At 74.0% G+C, this 17,378-nt stretch carries 18 protein-coding genes; 5 read left to right on the top strand and 13 right to left on the bottom strand.

Translation table 11 applies throughout. The features are described from left to right. Nucleotides 1–30: 30 nt before the first annotated feature. The 3 genes from ACIBQ8_RS09730 to ACIBQ8_RS09720 form a co-directional block, all read right to left on the bottom strand. The gene (locus ACIBQ8_RS09730; protein WP_397191701.1) at nt 31–1,449 is read right to left on the bottom strand and encodes an NAD(P)/FAD-dependent oxidoreductase; all 1,419 of its coding nucleotides are present in this window, start codon (nt 1,447–1,449) and stop codon (nt 31–33) included. After that, nucleotides 1,446–2,054, bottom strand: a complete 609-nt coding sequence (locus ACIBQ8_RS09725) for a helix-turn-helix domain-containing protein (protein ID WP_397175031.1) — start codon at nt 2,052–2,054, stop codon at nt 1,446–1,448. Before ACIBQ8_RS09725 ends, ACIBQ8_RS09730 begins: the two co-directional genes overlap by 4 nt. A gap of 189 nt (nt 2,055–2,243) precedes the next feature. Next, a complete protein-coding gene (locus ACIBQ8_RS09720; protein ID WP_397175033.1) occupies nt 2,244–3,131 on the bottom strand; it encodes an SDR family oxidoreductase in 888 nt (295 codons plus the stop codon). 87 nt (nt 3,132–3,218) lie between these two features. Here ACIBQ8_RS09720 and ACIBQ8_RS09715 point away from each other — a divergent pair, with 87 nt between their 5' ends. Next, nucleotides 3,219–4,985 carry a thiamine pyrophosphate-dependent enzyme gene (locus ACIBQ8_RS09715; protein WP_397175035.1) on the top strand — a complete coding sequence of 589 codons (1,767 nt, stop codon included), beginning with the start codon at nt 3,219–3,221 and terminating at the stop codon, nt 4,983–4,985. A gap of 17 nt (nt 4,986–5,002) precedes the next feature. Here ACIBQ8_RS09715 and ACIBQ8_RS09710 read toward each other — a convergent pair whose 3' ends face one another. Continuing rightward, a complete protein-coding gene (locus ACIBQ8_RS09710) occupies nt 5,003–5,755 on the bottom strand; it encodes an IclR family transcriptional regulator (RefSeq protein WP_397191700.1) in 753 nt (250 codons plus the stop codon). Between the two features lie 80 nt (nt 5,756–5,835). Between ACIBQ8_RS09710 and ACIBQ8_RS09705 the strand changes: the two genes are divergently transcribed. Together ACIBQ8_RS09705 and ACIBQ8_RS09700 are read left to right on the top strand one after the other, a co-directional pair. Next, nucleotides 5,836–6,996, top strand: coding sequence for a 4-hydroxybenzoate 3-monooxygenase (locus tag ACIBQ8_RS09705; RefSeq protein WP_397191699.1), 1,161 nt, complete (start codon nt 5,836–5,838; stop codon nt 6,994–6,996). Between the two features lie 48 nt (nt 6,997–7,044). Then, entirely contained in the window at nt 7,045–7,350 is a 306-nt protein-coding gene (locus ACIBQ8_RS09700; protein ID WP_397175041.1) for a DUF6401 family natural product biosynthesis protein, read from the top strand. A 159-nt stretch (nt 7,351–7,509) separates the two neighbouring features. Here ACIBQ8_RS09700 and ACIBQ8_RS09695 read toward each other — a convergent pair whose 3' ends face one another. From ACIBQ8_RS09695 to ACIBQ8_RS09685, 3 genes are all read right to left on the bottom strand, one after another. After that, nucleotides 7,510–8,340 carry a hypothetical protein gene (locus ACIBQ8_RS09695; protein WP_397175451.1) on the bottom strand — a complete coding sequence of 277 codons (831 nt, stop codon included), beginning with the start codon at nt 8,338–8,340 and terminating at the stop codon, nt 7,510–7,512. Nucleotides 8,341–8,462: 122 nt separating this feature from the next. After that, nucleotides 8,463–9,014 (bottom strand): hypothetical protein, encoded by a 552-nt coding sequence (locus tag ACIBQ8_RS09690; RefSeq protein ID WP_397175043.1) that lies wholly within the window; start codon nt 9,012–9,014, stop codon nt 8,463–8,465. Continuing rightward, nucleotides 9,014–10,387, bottom strand: coding sequence for an NAD(P)/FAD-dependent oxidoreductase (locus tag ACIBQ8_RS09685; protein ID WP_397191698.1), 1,374 nt, complete (start codon nt 10,385–10,387; stop codon nt 9,014–9,016). The genes ACIBQ8_RS09690 and ACIBQ8_RS09685 overlap by 1 nt, the downstream gene beginning before the upstream one ends. Nucleotides 10,388–10,551: 164 nt before the next feature. Between ACIBQ8_RS09685 and ACIBQ8_RS09680 the strand changes: the two genes are divergently transcribed. Further along, the gene (locus ACIBQ8_RS09680) at nt 10,552–10,713 is read left to right on the top strand and encodes a hypothetical protein (protein WP_397175047.1); all 162 of its coding nucleotides are present in this window, start codon (nt 10,552–10,554) and stop codon (nt 10,711–10,713) included. Here ACIBQ8_RS09680 and ACIBQ8_RS09675 read toward each other — a convergent pair. The 4 genes from ACIBQ8_RS09675 to ACIBQ8_RS09660 are packed head-to-tail and all read right to left on the bottom strand — an operon-like array spanning nt 10,696 to nt 14,291. Beyond that, a complete protein-coding gene (locus tag ACIBQ8_RS09675) occupies nt 10,696–11,331 on the bottom strand; it encodes a VOC family protein (RefSeq protein WP_397191697.1) in 636 nt (211 codons plus the stop codon). The genes ACIBQ8_RS09680 and ACIBQ8_RS09675 overlap by 18 nt on opposite strands. Continuing rightward, complete coding sequence (locus ACIBQ8_RS09670; protein WP_397175051.1) at nt 11,309–12,130, bottom strand: alpha/beta fold hydrolase; 822 nt, start codon at nt 12,128–12,130, stop codon at nt 11,309–11,311. The genes ACIBQ8_RS09675 and ACIBQ8_RS09670 overlap by 23 nt, the downstream gene beginning before the upstream one ends. Further along, on the bottom strand, nt 12,127–13,050 hold the full coding sequence (locus ACIBQ8_RS09665) for a Rieske 2Fe-2S domain-containing protein (RefSeq protein WP_397175053.1): 924 nt from the start codon (nt 13,048–13,050) through the stop codon (nt 12,127–12,129). The genes ACIBQ8_RS09670 and ACIBQ8_RS09665 overlap by 4 nt, the downstream gene beginning before the upstream one ends. Next, nucleotides 13,047–14,291: a flavin monoamine oxidase family protein gene (locus ACIBQ8_RS09660; RefSeq protein WP_397191696.1), complete on the bottom strand. Its 1,245-nt coding sequence runs from the start codon at nt 14,289–14,291 to the stop codon at nt 13,047–13,049. The genes ACIBQ8_RS09665 and ACIBQ8_RS09660 overlap by 4 nt, the downstream gene beginning before the upstream one ends. 51 nt (nt 14,292–14,342) lie before the next feature. On the opposite strand from ACIBQ8_RS09660, the gene ACIBQ8_RS09655 reads away from it, so the two are divergent. Continuing rightward, nucleotides 14,343–15,548: a cytochrome P450 gene (locus tag ACIBQ8_RS09655; RefSeq protein ID WP_397191695.1), complete on the top strand. Its 1,206-nt coding sequence runs from the start codon at nt 14,343–14,345 to the stop codon at nt 15,546–15,548. A gap of 13 nt (nt 15,549–15,561) precedes the next feature. On the opposite strand, the gene ACIBQ8_RS09650 is transcribed toward ACIBQ8_RS09655, so the two are convergent. Together ACIBQ8_RS09650 and ACIBQ8_RS09645 are read right to left on the bottom strand one after the other, a co-directional pair. Further along, a complete protein-coding gene (locus tag ACIBQ8_RS09650) occupies nt 15,562–16,419 on the bottom strand; it encodes an ABC transporter permease (RefSeq protein ID WP_397175059.1) in 858 nt (285 codons plus the stop codon). After that, nucleotides 16,416–17,372: an ABC transporter ATP-binding protein gene (locus tag ACIBQ8_RS09645; protein ID WP_397175060.1), complete on the bottom strand. Its 957-nt coding sequence runs from the start codon at nt 17,370–17,372 to the stop codon at nt 16,416–16,418. Before ACIBQ8_RS09645 ends, ACIBQ8_RS09650 begins: the two co-directional genes overlap by 4 nt. Between the last annotated feature and the right edge of the window lie 6 nt (nt 17,373–17,378).

Genomic DNA, 17,378 nt, shown 5'->3' with positions numbered 1-17,378 from the left:
GGGCCGCGGCCGGTTGCCGGCGCAGGCGGGTCAGCGGCCGGAGACGAGGTTGCCGAGGCGGGCGTAGAGCGAGGTGCCGGTGCCGCGGTCGTTCTCGTGGCGGTCGGCGGCCCGGAACAGCGTGTAGATGAGCTGCACGCCCGCCCACCGCAGCGGCTCCGGCTCCCACTGCCGCACCTGCCGGCCCACCCACGGCAGCGCCGTCAGCTCGGTGTCCCGCCGCAGCACCAGGTCGCGCAGCGTGCGCCCGGCCAGGTTCGTGGTGGTGACGCCGCTGCCGACGTACCCGCCGGCCCAGCCCAGCCCGCTCGCGTGGTCGAGGTGCACGGTCGAGCACCAGTCGCGCGGCACGCCGAGCACCCCGCACCACGAGTGCTGCACCCGCGCGTCGGCCGCCGCAGGGAAGAGCTTCACCAGCATCCGCCACAGCAGCGCCACCGTCCGCGCCTGGGTGGCCCCCCTGCGGTCGGTACGCGACCCGAACCGGTACGGCACCCCCCGCCCGCCGATCGCGATCCGGTCGTCGGCCGTGCGCTGGGCGTAGACGTAGGCGTGGGCCTGGTCGCCGAGCAGCTCGTGCCCGGCCCAGCCGATGTGCTTCCACACCTCGGCCGGCAGCGGCTCGGTGACGATCATGGAGCTGTTCATCGGCAGCCACTGCCGGTGCTGCCCGGCCAGCGACGCGGTGAAGCCCTCGGTGGCGCGGATGACGTAGTCGGCCGAGACGATGCCGAGCGGCGTGTGCGCGGTCGCCTTGCCGCCGCCCACGCGCGGCCGGATCTCGGTCACCGTCGTGCCCTCGAAGACGTCCACGCCCAGCGCGGCCACGGCCGAGGCCAGCCCGACGGCGAGCTTGGCCGGCTGCACGCGGGCGCAGTGCGGCGAGTACGCGGCCTCCAGCGTGCCCGCCACCTGGAGGCGTTCGCGCTGCTCGTCGCGGTCCATCAGGCGCATGTCGTCCTCGCCGTAGCCCCAGGAGCGCAGGTCGGCGACCTCCTCGCGCAGCCGCCGCCGCTGGGCCGGGTTGGTCGCCACGTGCACGAGGCCGCCCTTGTGCACGTCGGCGTCGATGCCCTCGGCGCGGGTGACGTCGATGACCTCGTCCACCGCGCGGAACATGGCGTGCTGGAGGTCGATCATGGCCTGCCGGCCGCGGGCCTGGGCGTGCCGCTCGCGGGAGCCGGCGAACTCGGCCGACAGCCAGCCGCCGTTGCGCCCGGAGGCGCCGAACCCGGCGAACTCCTTCTCCAGGATCGCGATCCGCAGGTCGGGCTGGGCCTTCTTCAGGTAGTACGCCGTCCACAGGCCGGTGTAGCCGCCGCCGACGATCGCCACGTCGTACTCGCGGGAGCCGGGCAGCGAGGGCCGCCTGGCGGGCAGGCCGATCTGCCGGTACCAGAACGAGACGCCCCCGTTGGCGTAGTCGTCGGTGAGCGGGATGCCTGTCATGACTGTTCTGCCTCCACGGCTGCTGCTTCCCCCGATGCCTCCCCGTTGGACGGGGTCGGCGGGCTGATCACCCAGAGCACCTCGGCGGTCTCGTCGCCGTCGTTGACCACCCGGTGCGGGACCGACGTGCGGTACTCCACGCTGTCGCCGGGCCCCAGCGGGTGCGCGGCGGCGGACCCGGCGGGGCCCAGCCAGAGCGTGAGGCTGCCGCGCAGCACGAGGAAGATCTCCTGCGAGTCGCCGTGCGTGTACGGCTCGTCGCCGGTGGAGGCGCCGGGGTCGAACTCGCCGGCGTACATCTCCACCGTGCGCAGCGGGCGCTGGGAGATCAGGAACTTGCGGGTGCCCGGCGCGGTGGCCAGCTCGGGACGCTCGGCGCGGCGCACCACGCGGTGGGCGGGCTCGTCGTCCTCGTTGAACAGGTCGGCCACGGTGATGCCGAGCGCGGAGGCGATCCTGCGCAGCATGCCGATGCTCGCGCTGGTCTGACCGCGTTCGAGCTGGCTGATGAAGCTGGGGCTCGCCTTGGCCTCGCCGGCCAGGGCGCGCACGGTCATGCCGCGCATGCCTCGGTAGACCCGGATGCGGGTGCCCAGGTCCGTCATCGAACCTCTCGATCGGTCAGGCTGAACAAGTTGTTCAGTGACGGTACCGACGGCGGAGAAAGCCCAGCAAGAGGGGGGTGCCTAACGAAACGGTAACCGGTCCCGGCCGCGGGGCCGGCGCGGGTCGGCTGTGGGGCCGCCGCGGGTCAGCGGCGGGTCGGCTGTGGAACGGCCCGGGTCGGCCGCGGGTCAGCCGCGGGTCGGCCGCTGGTAGCCCTCGTCGCCGCCGTAGACGCGCACCGACGGGTCCCGCTCGGGCTGCGTGGCCGGGCTGGTGGGCGAGGCGGTGTGCTCCTCGGCGAAATCGTCCGAGGGCACGGGCGGCGGCGGGAACAGGTAGTCGTGCCAGGTGATCCGGCCCTTGGGGTCGGCCTCGGTGGTGAACGCGCCCGCGCGCTGCGCGGCGGCCAGCCTGCCCGGGATGCGCACCGGCAGGCACAGGCGGCGCAGGCGGCGGGCCTCCAGCCAGGTCCTGGTCAGCTCCTCGGTGCCGAGGACCTGCGGGCCGCCGTACTCCAGGACGGCGCAGGCCGGGCCGCCGGCCAGCAGCGCGGCCAGGCGGCCGGCGACGTCGTCCACGTGCACCGGCTGCCACAGCAGCGAGCGGTCCACCGGCAGCACGGGCAGCGCCGCCAGGTCGCGCAGCAGCCGGTCCACCGACTGGTGGAACGGGGTGGCGCGGACGACCGTCCAGGCCATGCCGCTCTCCCTGACCAGCCGTTCGGCCTCCAGCTTGTGCCGGTGGCCGGGCGCGCGGTCCGCGCCGGCGATCGAGGGCAGCAGCACGTGCGCGGCCCCGGCCGCGCGGGCCGCCGCGGTCAGCGTGCGGGTGCCGGCCAGGTCCACCTGGGCGCGGCCCTGCCGGCCGCCGGTGGCCAGGTGCGCGACGGCCTCGACCTGCCGGACGGCCTCGGCGACGCCCTTGCCCGAGGCCAGATCGCCCCACACCCACTCCACGCCGCCGCGGTCCTCGTGCCGGGTACGGCTGAGCGCCCGTACCCGATGTCCCGCCTTGAGCAGGACGGGCACCAGGGCCCTGCCGAGGGTGCCGGTGGCTCCTGTGACCAGAATGCGCATGCCGGGTCCATACCCGCGAATCCCCAGAGATGACAATGATTTTCGTGACGAGGTCTGTGGACGGCGGTGCGGGGTAGAGCCGCAGATATGGCTCGTATCGCATCCGAATCCCTGATCGAACGGCTCGCCGAGTGGGGCGTGGACACCGTCTTCGGCCTGCCCGGCGACGGCATCAACGGCATCATGGAGGGGCTGCGCCGTCATCGTGACCGGGTGCGGTTCGTGCTGGTGCACCACGAGGAGGCCGCCGCCTTCATGGCCACCGGCTACGCCAAGGCCACGGGACGGATCGGCGTGTGCCTGGCCACCTCCGGCCCCGGCGGCATCCACCTGCTCAACGGCCTCTACGACGCCAAGCTGGACCACGTCCCCGTGCTGGCGATCACCGGCATGCAGGAGACCGCCGTGCTCGGCACCGGCTACCAGCAGGAAGTGCACCTCGACAAGCTGTTCGCCGACGTGGCCGAGTACAACATGATGATCACCAACCCGGCCCAGCTCCCCTCGCTGGTGGACCTGGCCGTCCGGACGGCCTACGCGCGGCGCGGCGTCGCCCATCTCACGCTGCCCAACGACATCCAGGTGGCCGAGGCGGGGGAGGACCCGTACCGGACGGTCGCGCCGGTGCGCGCGCCGGAGACCGCGCCGATCTACCTGCGGCCGCCGGGGCTGCCGCGCCGGGAGGACCTGGCGCGCGCCGCCGAGGTGCTCAACGCCGCCGAACGCCCGGCCATCCTGGCCGGGCAGGGCGCGCTGCACGCCCGGCAGGAGGTGCTGGCCGTGGCCGAGGCGCTGGGCGCGCCGGTGGTCAAGACGCTGCCCGGCAAGGCGGTCGTCCCGGACGACTCGCCGTACACGACGGGCGGGATCGGGCTGCTCGGCACCAGGCCGAGCGAGGAGCTGATGGACGAGGCCGACGTCCTGTTCATGATCGGCACGAACTTCCCCTACTCGAAGTTCCTCCCCGAGCCGGGCAAGGCGCGGGTGGTGCAGTTCGAGGCCGAGCCGACCAGGGCCGGGGCGCGGGTGCCGACCGACGTGCCCGTGGTGTGCGACGCCAAGGAGGGCCTGCGCGAGCTGCTGCCGCTGCTCACCCGGCGCGACGGCGACGGACACCTGGCCAAGTACCAGAAGCTCATGGCCAAATGGCGCGCCGACATGGACAGCCTGGAGAACCCCGACCGCGACCCGATCGCCCCCCAGTACGCCATGTCCGTCCTGGACGACCTGGCCGCCGACGACGCCATCCTGACCTGCGACAGCGGCACGATCGCCACCTGGGCCGCCCGCCACTGGACGATCCGCGGCGGGCGCGAGTTCTACCTGTCGGGCACGCTGGCCACGATGGCGCCCGGCCTGCCGTACGCCATCGCCATGCAGCACGCCTTCCCCGGCCGGCAGGTCATCGCCTACGTCGGCGACGGCGGGTTCGCGATGCTGATGGCCGAGTTCCTGACCGCCGCCCAGCACCGGCTGCCGGTCAAGGTCGTCATCAACAACAACAACTCGCTCGGCCAGATCCTGTGGGAGCAGATGGTCCTCGGCTACCCCGAGCACGGCGTGCGCTTCGCCCAGCCGGAGGCCGACTACTCGGTCTGGGCCAGGGCGTGCGGCGGGTTCGGCGCCAAGGTCACCAAGTCCGGGGACGTGGCCGCGGCGATCAGGCAGGCGCTCGCCCACGACGGCCCCGCCCTGGTGGACGTGGACGTCAACCCGAACGAGCCGCCGATGCCCGGCAAGGTCTCCTACGACCAGGCCAAGAGCTTCGCCCAGGCGTTCCTGAAGGGGCAGCCGCACAAGGCGGCCATCGCGACCACCCTGTTCAAGGACCGCATCCAGAGGTTCACCGACTGACCCCCTGAGCCGGCCGGTCAGGAGGTCCGGCAGGCGCGGGCGATCCGGGCGGCGGTCTCCAGGAGCGGGTCCACCAGCCGGGGCAGCTCGCGGGCGCGCCGCGAGGCCAGCACGATCCCGACGGCGGCCACCGCCCGCCCGTCCACGACGACGGGCGCGGCGGCCGAGCAGGAGCCGAGCGTCATCTCCTCGTGGGTCAGCGCGTAGCCCTGCGCCCGCACCGCCGCCAGCTCCCTGGCCAGCCGGCCCGGCTCGGTGACGGTGTGCGGCGTGGGCCGTTCGAGCGCGCGGGCCAGGTACGCCTGCACGAACCACTCCGGCTCGAAGGCCAGCAGCGCCTTGCCCACCCCGGTCGGGTGCATCGGCAGCCGCCCGCCCGTGCGCGAGACGATGGGCACGGCCCGCCTGCCGTACACCTTGTCCACGTACAGGACCTCCAGGCCGTCGCGGACGGCGAGGTGCACGTTCTCGCCGGTGGTGGCGAACAGCTCCTGGAGCCAGGGGTGCGCGCGGCCCTGGAGGCTGCCGGGCGCGAGCTGGCCGAGCTCCCACAGCCGCAGCCCCACCCGCAGCCGCCCGTCGGGGGAGCGGCTGAGCGCCTGCCACTCCTCCAGCTCGGCCACCAGCCGGTGGGCCGTGCTCAGCGGCACCCCGCTCCGCCTGGCCAGGTCGGTCAGCGTGAGCTGCGGATGGGCCGCGTCGAACGCCCCCAGGATGGCCAGCACCTTGGACGTCACCGTCTGCCCCGGACGCCGGGCTCCTCCGGACATGACCACACTCCTGCGCGAATCTTCCACTCAGTGGAAGAGGCTACTCGGCTCCCGGGGGCGGCAGGCAGCAGACTTCCCTCATGCGAACTCAGGTCGGGATCATCGGCGCGGGCCCCGCGGGCCTGCTGCTGTCTCATCTGCTCCACCTGCGCGGCATCTCCTCCGTGGTGCTGGAGAGGCGCAGCCGCGCCTACGTCGAGCGGCGGGTCCGCGCGGGCGTCCTGGAGCAGGGCACGGTCGACACGCTCGTCGAGGCGGGCGCCGGCGCGCGCCTGCTGCGCGAGGGCCTGCCCCACCACGGCATCGAGCTGCGGTACGGCGGCGCGGGCCACCGCATCGCCTTCGACAAGCTCGTCCCCGGCCGGGCGATCACCGTCTACGGGCAGCAGGAGGTCGTCAAGGACCTGATCGCGGCCCGGCTGGCGGCGGGCGGCGACCTGCGGTTCGAGGTCGAGGACGTCGAGGTGCACGCGCTGGAGTCCGAGCCGTACCTCACCTTCGGCGGCGAGCGGCTCGACTGCGACGTGATCGCCGGGTGCGACGGCTTCCACGGCGTCTCGCGGCCGAGCGTCCCGGACGGGGTCCTGGAGGTGTTCGAGCGGGAGTACCCGTTCGCCTGGCTCGGCGTGCTGGCGCGGGTGGCGCCGTCGTCGGAGGAGCTGATCTACGCCAGGACCGAGCGCGGCTTCGCGCTGCACAGCATGCGCTCGCCCACGGTCAGCCGCTTCTACCTCCAGGTCCCGGCCGACGCCGACGTGGCGCAGTGGCCGGACGAGCGCGTCTGGGCCGAGCTGAAGGCCCGCCTGGAGACCGTCCCGGGCTTCGAGCTGGCCACGGGCGAGATCATCGAGAAGGGCGTCACGCCGATGCGCTCCTTCGTCGCCGAGCCCATGCAGTACGGGCGGCTCTACCTGGCCGGGGACGCCGCCCACATCGTGCCGCCGACCGGCGCCAAGGGGCTGAACCTGGCCGTGGCCGACGTACGGGTGCTGACCGAGGCGCTGGCGGCCTTCTTCGAGCACGGCTCGACGGAGCTGCTCGACGGCTACTCGGCGGCCTGCCTGAAGCGGGTGTGGCGGGCGCAGCACTTCTCGTGGTGGATGACGACGCTGCTGCACACCTTCGACGAGGACGACGCGTACGGACGCCGGCTCCAGACCTCCTACCTGGACTACGTCACCTCCTCGGAGGCGGCGGCGACCACGCTGGCGGAGAACTACGTCGGCCTGCCCTTCGACTGACCGGCCCCCCTGGGGGGCTGACCTCGGGCGATGCCTTAAAGTTGGCGCGTGGTTTTCGAGGAGGGCTGGGCGCGTTCGCCCCTGCGGTGGTTGATGGACACGCTGGGCCATGCCCAGCTCGCCAGGATGGAGTCCGAGCCGGCGCTGGTCGCGGCCGTGGACCAGCACGCGGCGCTGCTGCGTGACGCGATCCCGCTGAGCCGCGAGACCCTCGGCGACTATCTGCTGGGCTTCCTCGACGAGCTGCGCCACCGTGGCTGGATCTTCAGCGGCGACCACGACGCGCCCGCGCTGCGGCTGACGGCGGTCTGCTGGCTCGCCCGCGAGCAGGGCTTCCTCGCCGAACCCGCCTGAGCCCGCGCCGGGCGTCCCCCGTGCGGGGTCCGCGTGCGGCGTCCCCCGTGCGGGGTCCGCGTGCGGCGTCCCCCGTGCGGGGTCCGCGTGCGGCGTCCCCCGTGCGGGGTCCGCGTGCGGGGTCCGCGTGACCGGGCGCTCGTCCCGGCCACACGGAGCTCAGCTCTCCGGCGGGATGTCCGCGCGGGTCGCCCCGCCGGTCGGGCCCGTGGTGGGACCGGTCGGGCCGGTCGTGCCGGGCGCGCCGGGTGTGGTGCGGGCCGGTTCGGCGGGCCGGGCCATCGAGCGGGCGTCCTCACGTCCCCGCTGGTAGGCCTCGGCGTGCGCCCTGGCCTGCGGCGCCTCCGCCTCGATCCGGCCGATCCAGCGCTCCCAGCGCTGCTGCATCGGGCGGACGAGCCCGCCGCCGAGGCCGATCGCTATGATCGCGCCGATCGTGGCGAGCACGGTGATGAGCACCGGGGTCGTGACGGTCGTGGCGACGCCGATCTGGTTGAGCGCGGCGATGATGCCCAGCGCCCAGATGAAGACGGCGGCCGCGATGCCGAGCCAGCGCCCGTAGGACAGCCCGCCGAGCGCGCCGTCGACGAGGTCGCGGACGGCCCGGGCGATGGCCCCGGCGATCACGATGATCACGATGGCGACCACGGCCTTGGGCAGCCAGCCCACCACCCCGTTGAGCAGCGCCGATATCGGGTTGGGCCCGAAGACGCTGAAGGCGATCTGCAGGGTGATCAGCAGGATCGCGTAGTAGACGAGCTTGGCGAGCAGCCCGCTGGCGTCGTACCGGCTGCTTTCGAGCCAGCGCTGCACGCCGCTGCGCTGTACCGCCCGTTCGAAGCCGACGCGGTCGAGGATCTTGTCCACGAGCTTCTGCAGCGCCTTCGCCACGATCCACCCGATGATCAGGATCACCAGGAACGCGACCAGCCTGGGCACGAACGTCGCGACCTGTCGCCAGGCGTCCGTCAGGCCTTGGCCAATATTGATGTCCACGGTTTCCTCCAGGACGAGGAGCCTATGGAGTCGCGGTACCCGGCTGAACTAGCACTATGCACGCATTGCTACCAAATTTTCGCACAGTGTTACATATGTACAAGTGTGCGCTGAGGTCAGCGGAGCCGGCGCAGGTCCATCTGGAAGTTCTGGTGCCAGGTCTGGCCGCCGTCCACGGTGGTCTCGCCGATCTCGTGCCAGGTGGCGGCGGTGAACGTCAGCGTGTAGCGGCTGGTGTAGGCGGGCGTCTGGAGGCTCCACTGGAAGGTGCCGTCGCCGACCACCGGCACCACCGTGGTGACGTAGCCGCGGGAGAACGCCTCCCAGCGGTACTGGCCGGTCGCCTCGGAGTAGTTGATCACCGCCAGGGCGCTGTCCACGATCGTGCGCGGGTCGGCCTTGTCGCGGCCCTGACCCTCGACCGAGATCACCAGGTCGCCCGCCTGCCGGCGCACCCGCTCGGTCTGCAGGAACTCCTGCCGGGCGCCGGAGGGCGTGACGGTCCAGCCCGTCCCGGCCCACGTGCCGATCATGAACGACAGCCGCCGCATGGCCTCCGCCTGCCCGGCCGCGGCCTGGTCGGGCGTCCGGGCGGCCGTCGCCGGGCCGGGGGAGAGCAGGGCCGCCAGTAAGGCGAGCGGCAGGAGCAGGCGGACCAGTGACTTCATCAAGGCGTCCTCGTCAGTGAGCGGCTGATGCCGAGCCGGGGGTGAGCGGTCAGGTAGAGGCCGGTGGCGGCGTCGTACAGGTCGTTGGCGTCCATGCGCATGGGGGCCAGGGTGCTGCCGGCGGGCGTGACGTTGCGCAGGGCGCGCAGCCCCGCGTCGTGGGCGGCGGTCACCAGTTCGCTCATCGGCGCGGTGCCGCCGGCGGTGGTGGCGTCGGTCAGGTCGGACAGCCCGGCGGTGATCGCGGCGAACGCGTGGTCGGACCCGCCGCCCCTGACCAGGTGCTGGGCCAGCCAGAAGTAGCTGGCCCGGCCGCGGTACTGCCGGTAGACCGAGGAGACCATGGTCAGCAGCCGCTGGTAGGCGTTGCGGTACAGGGACTCGTAGAAGCCCTGGGCCTCCTGTTCGCTCACCTCGCCGCGTTCGGTGGCGGTGATCGAGGCCGCGGACAGCAGGGCGCTGTACATGGCCAGGTGCACGCCGGTCGACAGCAGCGGGTCGAGGAAGCAGGCGGCGTCGCCGGCGATGTGGAAGCCGGGGCCGCAGAAGGAGTCGGCCACGTACGAGAAGTCCTGCTCGATGCGCACCGGGCCGGTGAACCTGCCGACCAGCCCCGCCACGGTCGGCGACTCGGCCACCACCGCGTGGAACATCTCCTCCGGCGACCGGTATCGGGGACGCCGCTCCAGGAAGCGCGCCTGGTGGGTGACGAAGCCGACGCTGAACACCTCGCCGCGCAGCGGGATCACCCAGTACCACCCTTCCGGTGCGGAGATCACGTTGATGCCGCCGCCCGGCGTGCCGGGCAGGAGCTCGCCGCCCTGGTAGTAGCCCCAGATCGCGACGTTCCTGAAGACGTCGTGCGGTCGTCGGTCACGGAAGTGCTGCGCCGACAGTACCCCGGCCCGTCCGGAGGCGTCGACCACGTGATCGAAGCGCTCCAGGCCGCGGTCCCACTCGGCGGCGCAGGCGCGGCCGTCCTCGAACAGCACGCGCCTGACCCTGGCCCGCTGGATCACCTCGACGCCCTGGGAGGCGGCGTGGTCCAGCAGCACCTGGTCGAAGTCGTCGCGGTCCACCTGCCAGGAGCGCACCTCGGGGCCGAAGGTGGCCGCCCAGTTCACCGTCCAGTCGCGCTCGGCGCCCCAGCGCAGCAGCAGGCCCTCCTTGACGGGATAGCCGCGCTCCTCGACCTTCTCGTGCGCCCCGGCGTAGTCGATGATCGTCCGGCAGGACGGCGAGACGGACTCGCCGATGTGGTAACGCGGAAAACGCTCGCGTTCCAGGAGCCGGACGTCCATTCCGTTGCGGGCCAGCAGCGTCGCGGCGATCGAGCCCGCCGGGCCGCCGCCGATCACTAATACCTTGGTCATCGCGAGCCCTTCCGATAATCGATACGTATTACGCAGTGACGGGCCCGGCGTGCGGGGCCCAATACGTAGGCCGATACGTATATTCCGGCGTTATTCTGGACCGCCGGCCCGGCCTGTTCGATGATGCGTCTGAGTTCCGTTCCGTCTTTCTTCAAGGAGCGCGCATGGGATTGAACCTCCGGCTGGTCGTTCCCCTGGTCTACGCCGCCGCGGTGGTCGTGGCCTTCCTGATCGGCAAGGCGGTCGGCTCGGTGGTCGTCATCGCCGGCGCCGTCCTCGTGGCCCTGTTCTTCGTGCTGTCCGGCCGGTCACGTCAGCGCGAATAGCGCCCCCCACGGGTCGCGCACGATCGTCGCCCGGGGATGCCCGGGGGCGGTCGTGGCGCCCAGCCGGGCCGCCGTCGCGGCGGTCGCGGCGCGGTCCGCGGTCGCGAAGAACGTCATCCACTGCGGCCGCGCCCCCGTCCCCTCGCGGACCTCGGGCGCGACGCCGAGCAGGTCCCGGTAGAAGGCGGTCCCTGACGACCACAGCTCGTGGGCGCACCACGTGCCCGGCTCGCCGGCCAGCACGATCCCGGCCGGCCGGTGCCCCTCCCAGAAGCCGACGGCCGCCCCCGCCGGGTCGGTCGCGAACAGCACGCGCCCGTCCTGCCCGGCCGCCATCGGGCCGAAGACGACGCCGCCGCCCAGCTCCTTCACCCGCACGGCCACGGCGTCCGCGTCCGGGGCCGCCAGGTAGGTGTTCCAGGAGGCGGGCAGGCCCGGCGGCACCCGGCCGAAACCGGCCACGACCTGGCCGCCCAGCTCGACGAAGGAGTAGCCGCCCTCGTCGCGGAAGGTCCAGCCGAACAGCTCCCCGTAGAAGGCCCGCGCGCCGGCCGGGTCGAGCGCCCCGTAGTCCACCCAGCACGGCTCGCCCGGCTCATAGTGCTCGTGAATCGGCACGCCCGGCCTCCTCGTCCGTCTCCAGGGCCGACAGCCGCAGGTGCGCGGCCAGGAGCGGCGCCACGACCCCGGGCCGCTCGATCAGGCACAGGTGCCCCGCCCCGGGGACGGTGACCGTACGGCACCGGGGGACCGACTCGGCCAGCAGCGCGGCGCCGGCCCGGAACGTCGGCATGTCCCGGTCGCCGACGACGACCAGCGTGCGCGCCCGGATGCCGCGCAGGTCGTCCACGGTGTGGACGTGCCTGCTCAGCCCGTGCATCGCGCCGTCGCGCAGCTCCCGCCACGAGTGCCCGGCCACGATCGCCCGCAGCCTGGCCCGCAGCTCGGGATGGTCCTCGGTGCCGCGGAAGATGTCCGGCGGCGAGGACATCCACAGGTCGGCGAGCTGCTCGCCGTCCGCGCCCAGCCGGGCCAGCCCGGCCAGCGCCCGGTAACGCTCGGCGGTGCCCGGCTCGGGAGGCGCGCCGGCGATGGTGGGGGAGCCGACGACCAGCCCGCGCACGTCGCCGGGGTGGTCCACGGCCAGTTGCAGGGCGATCATCGAGCCGATCGACTCGGCCACCACCAGCGTGGCCGACTCCGTCCTGGCCAGCCCGGCCAGCTCGGCCGCCAGCGCGGGCAGCGACGTGCCCGGCCGCAGCGGCCCGGACCGCCCGTGCCCCGGCAGGTCCACGCCGACGTGCCGCCAGCCGGGCAGCAGGTTCCACAGCGGCTCCCACACCGAGGAGTCCATCGTGTAGCCGTGGATCCACAGCACGGCCCGGCCCTCGCCGGTCGAGCGCACGTACAGGCTCATGAGGACGCTCCGGCGGAGGTCGAGGCGGGGGCGAAGCCCTGGCAGAAGCGGCGGAAGGCGATGACCGGGGTGTCGCCGGCGTCCAGCCGCTGCGGGGCGCCGGTGTCCAGGTGGTCCCAGACGACGCGGTCCTGGTCGAAGGCGTAGCGGGCGCCGTGGACGAGCGCGGGCAGCGAGTCCTGCCGGTCCGGGCGCACGCCGATGGCGACCCGTCCCACGCAGCCCGTCCCGTCCGGCACCGCGCCGGTGACGATCGTGTACGGCGCCGCCCGCGTGCCCAGCTCGGTCACCACGAGGTGCGGGCTGTAGGCGCGGGCCACGAACCGGGAGGCGAAGTCGAGCCGCCGCTCCCGCTCCCACGGCGGCGCCTTGGTGCGGAACTCGCCCTCGATGACCAGCTCGTCGTGCCCGCCCATGCTGACCCGCATGCCGCGCACCGACGGCACCAGGTGGACGGTGCTGAAGTGCTGGGCGTCGAAGGCGTTCTCGACGACGTACTCGGCCGGGACCGTCACCGGCTGGTGCACCGCCGCCACGATCACCAGGTCCTCGGCCGCCTGCTTGATCGCCTGCTCGAAGCCGCGGTCGTCGCCGGGGTCGCCGGACAGCCGGGCGAACAGCGCCGCCCCGGCCCGCAGCGTCCGCAGCTCGCCCACCGACCAGCGGCGGCCGGACCCGCCGAGCGAGACGCGCTTGCCGTGGAAGGGGCAGATCACGCAGTCGCCGTCCAGCTTGCCGCCGTAGGCCAGATGGGCGCCCCGGTGGGGGCAGGTGGCCTCGAACACCCGGATCCGCTCGCCGTCGCGCACGGCCATCAGGCGCGCGCCGCCCAGCCGCAGCGGGGTGATCCCCGGGCCGATCTCGTCGTCGAGGGCGAGCAGGAACCACCCGCCGTGCAGCTCCCCGTTACCGGCCGTCATCTCTCCAGCGCCCCAATCACCTCTGTGGCCGCGCGCTCCCCGCTGGCCATCGCCATGTGCGCCATGGGCGGGCCGGACAGGCCGACGGTGGCCTCCCCGGCGAAGAAGACCGTCCCGCCCAGCGGCTCGGCCCAGGCAGGGGAGGCCCACAACGTCCCCACGCCCGGGTAGGTGTACGCGCCGCCCGCCCACGGGTCGGCGCCCCAGTCGGACACCACCACCTCCGGGTTCAGCCCCCGCGTCCACGGCAGGGCGCGGGCCAGCAGCGCGGCCAGGCCGCCCGGCTCGGCCCACGCGCTCCTGGCCGCCGCGGCGGCCCGCCCCTTGGCCATCACCAGCACCTCGGGCCGCCCGGCGGTCGTGCTGACGAACCCCAGACGGCCGCCGGCGTCGAAGACCACGACGGACTCGGGGGCGGCCACGGGATAGGCGGCCAGCCCGCACCAGGCGTCGCCGGGCCGCAGCTCGTAGGCCGCGGCCTGCTTGCGCACGGGCAGGTCGTCCAGCACCAGCCGTCCTTCGGCGACCACCGGCGGCGGCACGGTCAGCACGGCGGCGGCGGCGCTCTCCGCATGCCCCGAGGCGGTCAGCGCCCGCACCCGGCCCGGCCTCCAGGACAGGCGCACGACCGCGTCGCCGAGCCGCACCCGCAGCCCCTCGGCCAGCCGCGCGGGCAGCCGGTCGAAGCCGCCGGGCAGCGCGAACTCGCCCCGCCCCGACCGGTCGGCCCGCCGCAGCGCGGCCAGCGCGGGCGCGCTCAGCGCCTCCGGCTCGGCCGCCCAGTTCTGCCTGAACCACTCCGCCGCCGGCTCCAGCGCCTGCGGGCACCGCGCGGTCTCCTCCTTCAGCCACGTCGCGACCGGGACGTCCCATGGGCTCGCCCCCGCCAGGCGGCGCAGCGGCTCCCGGGCCGCGCCCGACGTCAGCCGCTCCTCCAGCAGCGGCGGCGTGGGCCGCAGCGCGGTCAGCGGGCGCGGCCCGCCGGGCAGCAGCACCCGGGCCGCGCGCCGCGGCACCGGCACCGGCGCCTCCAGGCCGGGCAGCGCCGCGATCGGGTTGCGGTCGCCGTGGATCACCTGCGCGCCCAGCTCCAGCAGGGACGGCCGGTGGGTGCGGATCCGGCCGCCCACCCGCTCCCTGGCCTCCAGCACCGTGACCGCCAGCCCGGCGGCGGCCAGGCGCGCGGCCGCCGCCAGCCCGCTCACCCCGGCGCCGATCACGACGACGTCAAGCTCTGCCACCGGCACATCCTCTGTAGTAGTTTGTCCTCGGCCTGATCACGAGGAGACGCCATGACGGCACCCCGCACGCTGCCCGGCCACCTTGCGCACCCGTTCTCTCCTCGCGGGCGGCTCGACCCGTATCCGGCGTACCGCTGGCTGCGCGAGCACGATCCGGTGCACTTCGACGTCACCTCGCGCATGTGGCTGCTGACCGCGCACGCCGACTGCGCGCTCGCGCTGCGCGACCCGCGCTTCTCGGCCGCGCTCGGGCAGCGGGAGCGGGTCAGGGACGACGAGCTGCCGCCGTCGATGCTGACCACCGATCCCCCCGAGCACCAGCGCCTGCGCTCGCCCGGCGCCCTGCTGATGGGCCCGGCCGCGATCCGCGGCATCGCCGGCGACATCGAGGCCGGGATCGCCGCGGTGCTCGACGGGCTGGCCGGCCGGGCGGAGATCGAGGCCACCGCCGACCTCGGCGAGCCGCTGGCCACCGGCGTGCTGGCCAGGCTGTTCGGCCTGCCGGCCGCCGACGTGCCGGCCTTCGCCGGGCTGGCCGCCCGCGTGTCGGTCAACCTCGACCCGCTGGCCGGGCCGCAGGCCGCCGCGGCCGGGCGGGCCGCGATGGGCGAGCTCACCCGCTTCCTCGGCGAGCGCGCCGACGCCGCCGCGAAGGCCGCCGAAGCCGCCGCCGCCGGGAACGGGCCGGGCGGCTCGCCGTTCGGGCGGCTGGCCGCCGACGACCGGCTGACCAGGGCCGAGATGCTGGGCATCGCCGCGCTCACGGTCGTCGGCGGATGGAAGCCGCTGGCCGAGATGGTGGGCAACGCCCTGCACTGGCTGCTGCCGCGCGAAGAGGCCGCCGGCCTGATCAGGGACGGCGGCCCGCAGGCGGCCGAGCCGGCCGTCGACGAGCTGCTGCGGCTGGAGTCGCCGATCCCGTTCACCGCCCGGGTGACCACCGAGGCGGTCCCGCTGGACGGCGGCGTGATCCCGGCGGGGGCGCGGGTGCTGGCCCTGGTCGGGGCGGCCAACCGCGATCCGGCGGTGTTCGACCGGCCCGACGAGCTGCTGGTCACCCGGTCGCCCAACCCCCACCTGGCCTTCGGCGCCGGCACCCATCTCTGCCTGGGCGCGCCGCTGGTCAGGCAGGCCGGCGGGCTGCTGCTGAGCGGGCTGCTGGAGCGGTATCCCGGGCTGCGCCGCACGGGGAAGCCGCCCGCCTGGGCGCCGGGCCTGGTGCCCAGGAGGCTGACCGGCTTCACCCTCGCCATCTGAGCCCCTTCCCCGGTCAGCGGACGTTGGCGCCGCGCCAGCGGAAGGTCAGCAGGCTCAGCAGCAGCGCCGCCAGGCACCAGCCGCCCAGCACCGCGGCGGTCCTGCCCAGCTCCCAGGTGCCGGCGGGCTCCACCACCGCGAAGTCGGCCGGCAGGAACACCGAGCGCAGGCCCTGCGTCATCCACTTCAGCGGGAAGAACGCCGCCAGGCTCTGCATCCACGCCGGCAGCTCGCTGTAGGGGAAGAACACCCCGGAGATGAACTGCAGCACCAGGAACGGCAGCGTGACGATCGCCGCGGCCGAGCGGGCGTTCGGGATGATCGCGCTGAAGGCCACCGCCAGCAGCGAGCAGGACGTCGCCCCGAGCAGCAGCACCCAGGCGAAGGTCAGCCAGTGCCCGGCGTCCGGCGGCAGCGGCAGGCGGAACAGCGCGACGCCGACGCCGAGCAGGATCGCCGCCTCCAGCACCCCGGTCACCACCACCCGGACGATCTTGCCGACGAAGTACGCCGTCTTCGGCATCGGCGAGGAGGCCAGGCGGCGGATCATGCCGTTGTCCCGCTCGATCGCGATGTTGATGGCCAGGCCGTTGAAGCTGACGCTCATGATGCCGCAGGCGATGATCCCGGCCACGAACATCTGCTTGAAGTCGGTGTGCGTGCCGGGGACCGTGCCGGAGAAGATCGAGCCGAGCACCAGCAGCAGCACGATCGGCAGCAGCAGCGTGAAGAACAACGACTGCCGGTTGCGGAAGAACGACTTCAGCTCCACCGACGAACGGGCCGCCGACGCCCGCCACAGCCCCGACCCGCCGCCCGTCGCGCGCACGGGACGGCCCTGCTCGGCCACGATCGCGTTCGAGCTGGTCATGCCTGGGCCCCCTGGTTCTCGCGGATCAGCTTGAGGTAGACGTCCTCCAGCGTGGGCCGGTGGACGCGCAGGTCGGGCAGCTCGTCGGCGCCCGCGCGGGCGGCCCAGGGCAGCAGCGCGGCCAGGGCCCGCGTGGGCGTGTGGGTGAGCAGCGTGAGCGTGCCGCCGGGCACGCCGGGCGCGCAGGACGGGTCGAGCGCGGTGCCCGCGGGCAGGTCCGGCAGGTCGGCCGCGCTCAGCTCGGGGGTGAGGGTGAAGCTCACGGCGGCGGGCGTGTCGCGCCGTCCGCCCAGCTCGCTCACCGGCCCCGTCTCGACGATCCGGCCGGCCACGATCACGGCCGCGCGCTGCGCCAGCGCCTCCACCTCGTCGAGGTAGTGGGTGGTCAGCACGGTGGTCTTGCCCTGGTCGGCGAAGAAGCGGACCAGGTCCCACGCCTCCATCCGGGCCTCCGGGTCCAGCCCGGTGGTCGGCTCGTCGAGGAAGATCAGGTCGGGGTCGCCGACGACGCCGACGGCCACGTCCAGGCGGCGCAGCTGGCCGCCCGAGAGGGTCTGGGCCTGCTTGCGCTCCTTGGCGCCGAGGCCCACCATGTCGATCACCTGCGCCGCGGGCAGCGGCGCGGGGTAGAAGGCGGCGAAGTGCTCGACGACCTCGCGGACGGTCAGGTCCGCGTAGGCGCCCGTCGTCTGCGGCACGATGCCGAGCCGCGCCCGCCACTGCGGGGCGTCCTCGGCCGGGTCACGGCCGAGGACTCGCACGTCGCCGCCCGAACGCCTGCGCACGCCTTCGAGGATCTCGACCGTGGTCGTCTTGCCCGCGCCGTTGGGCCCGAGTAAGGCGAACACCTCTCCGGGACGAACGTCCAGGTCCACACCCTGCAGGATGAGAGCGGGACCGTACTGCTTGCGCAGCCCCCGTACGTGGATGGGGTTCGCCTGGTCGTCGGACATGATCTC

The organism is Nonomuraea sp. NPDC049646, assembly GCF_044465525.1.
Classification (GTDB): Bacteria; Actinomycetota; Actinomycetes; order Streptosporangiales; family Streptosporangiaceae; genus Nonomuraea.
The sequence above is the reverse complement of the archived record's forward strand: the minus strand, read 5'-3'. Positions and strand labels throughout refer to the sequence as shown.

Excerpts from the sequence above, each read along its gene's own strand:
- ACIBQ8_RS09730 (WP_397191701.1), bottom strand. The coding sequence starts at position 1,449 with ATGACAGGCATCCCGCTCACCGACGACTACGCCAACGGGGGCGTCTCG.
- ACIBQ8_RS09725 (WP_397175031.1), bottom strand. The coding sequence starts at position 2,054 with ATGACGGACCTGGGCACCCGCATCCGGGTCTACCGAGGCATGCGCGGC.
- ACIBQ8_RS09720 (WP_397175033.1), bottom strand. The coding sequence starts at position 3,131 with ATGCGCATTCTGGTCACAGGAGCCACCGGCACCCTCGGCAGGGCCCTG.
- ACIBQ8_RS09715 (WP_397175035.1), top strand. The coding sequence starts at position 3,219 with ATGGCTCGTATCGCATCCGAATCCCTGATCGAACGGCTCGCCGAGTGG.
- ACIBQ8_RS09710 (WP_397191700.1), bottom strand. The coding sequence starts at position 5,755 with ATGTCCGGAGGAGCCCGGCGTCCGGGGCAGACGGTGACGTCCAAGGTG.
- ACIBQ8_RS09705 (WP_397191699.1), top strand. The coding sequence starts at position 5,836 with ATGCGAACTCAGGTCGGGATCATCGGCGCGGGCCCCGCGGGCCTGCTG.
- ACIBQ8_RS09690 (WP_397175043.1), bottom strand. The coding sequence starts at position 9,014 with ATGAAGTCACTGGTCCGCCTGCTCCTGCCGCTCGCCTTACTGGCGGCC.
- ACIBQ8_RS09685 (WP_397191698.1), bottom strand. The coding sequence starts at position 10,387 with ATGACCAAGGTATTAGTGATCGGCGGCGGCCCGGCGGGCTCGATCGCC.
- ACIBQ8_RS09680 (WP_397175047.1), top strand. The coding sequence starts at position 10,552 with ATGGGATTGAACCTCCGGCTGGTCGTTCCCCTGGTCTACGCCGCCGCG.
- ACIBQ8_RS09670 (WP_397175051.1), bottom strand. The coding sequence starts at position 12,130 with ATGAGCCTGTACGTGCGCTCGACCGGCGAGGGCCGGGCCGTGCTGTGG.
- ACIBQ8_RS09665 (WP_397175053.1), bottom strand. The coding sequence starts at position 13,050 with ATGACGGCCGGTAACGGGGAGCTGCACGGCGGGTGGTTCCTGCTCGCC.
- ACIBQ8_RS09655 (WP_397191695.1), top strand. The coding sequence starts at position 14,343 with ATGACGGCACCCCGCACGCTGCCCGGCCACCTTGCGCACCCGTTCTCT.
- ACIBQ8_RS09650 (WP_397175059.1), bottom strand. The coding sequence starts at position 16,419 with ATGACCAGCTCGAACGCGATCGTGGCCGAGCAGGGCCGTCCCGTGCGC.
- ACIBQ8_RS09645 (WP_397175060.1), bottom strand. The coding sequence starts at position 17,372 with ATGTCCGACGACCAGGCGAACCCCATCCACGTACGGGGGCTGCGCAAG.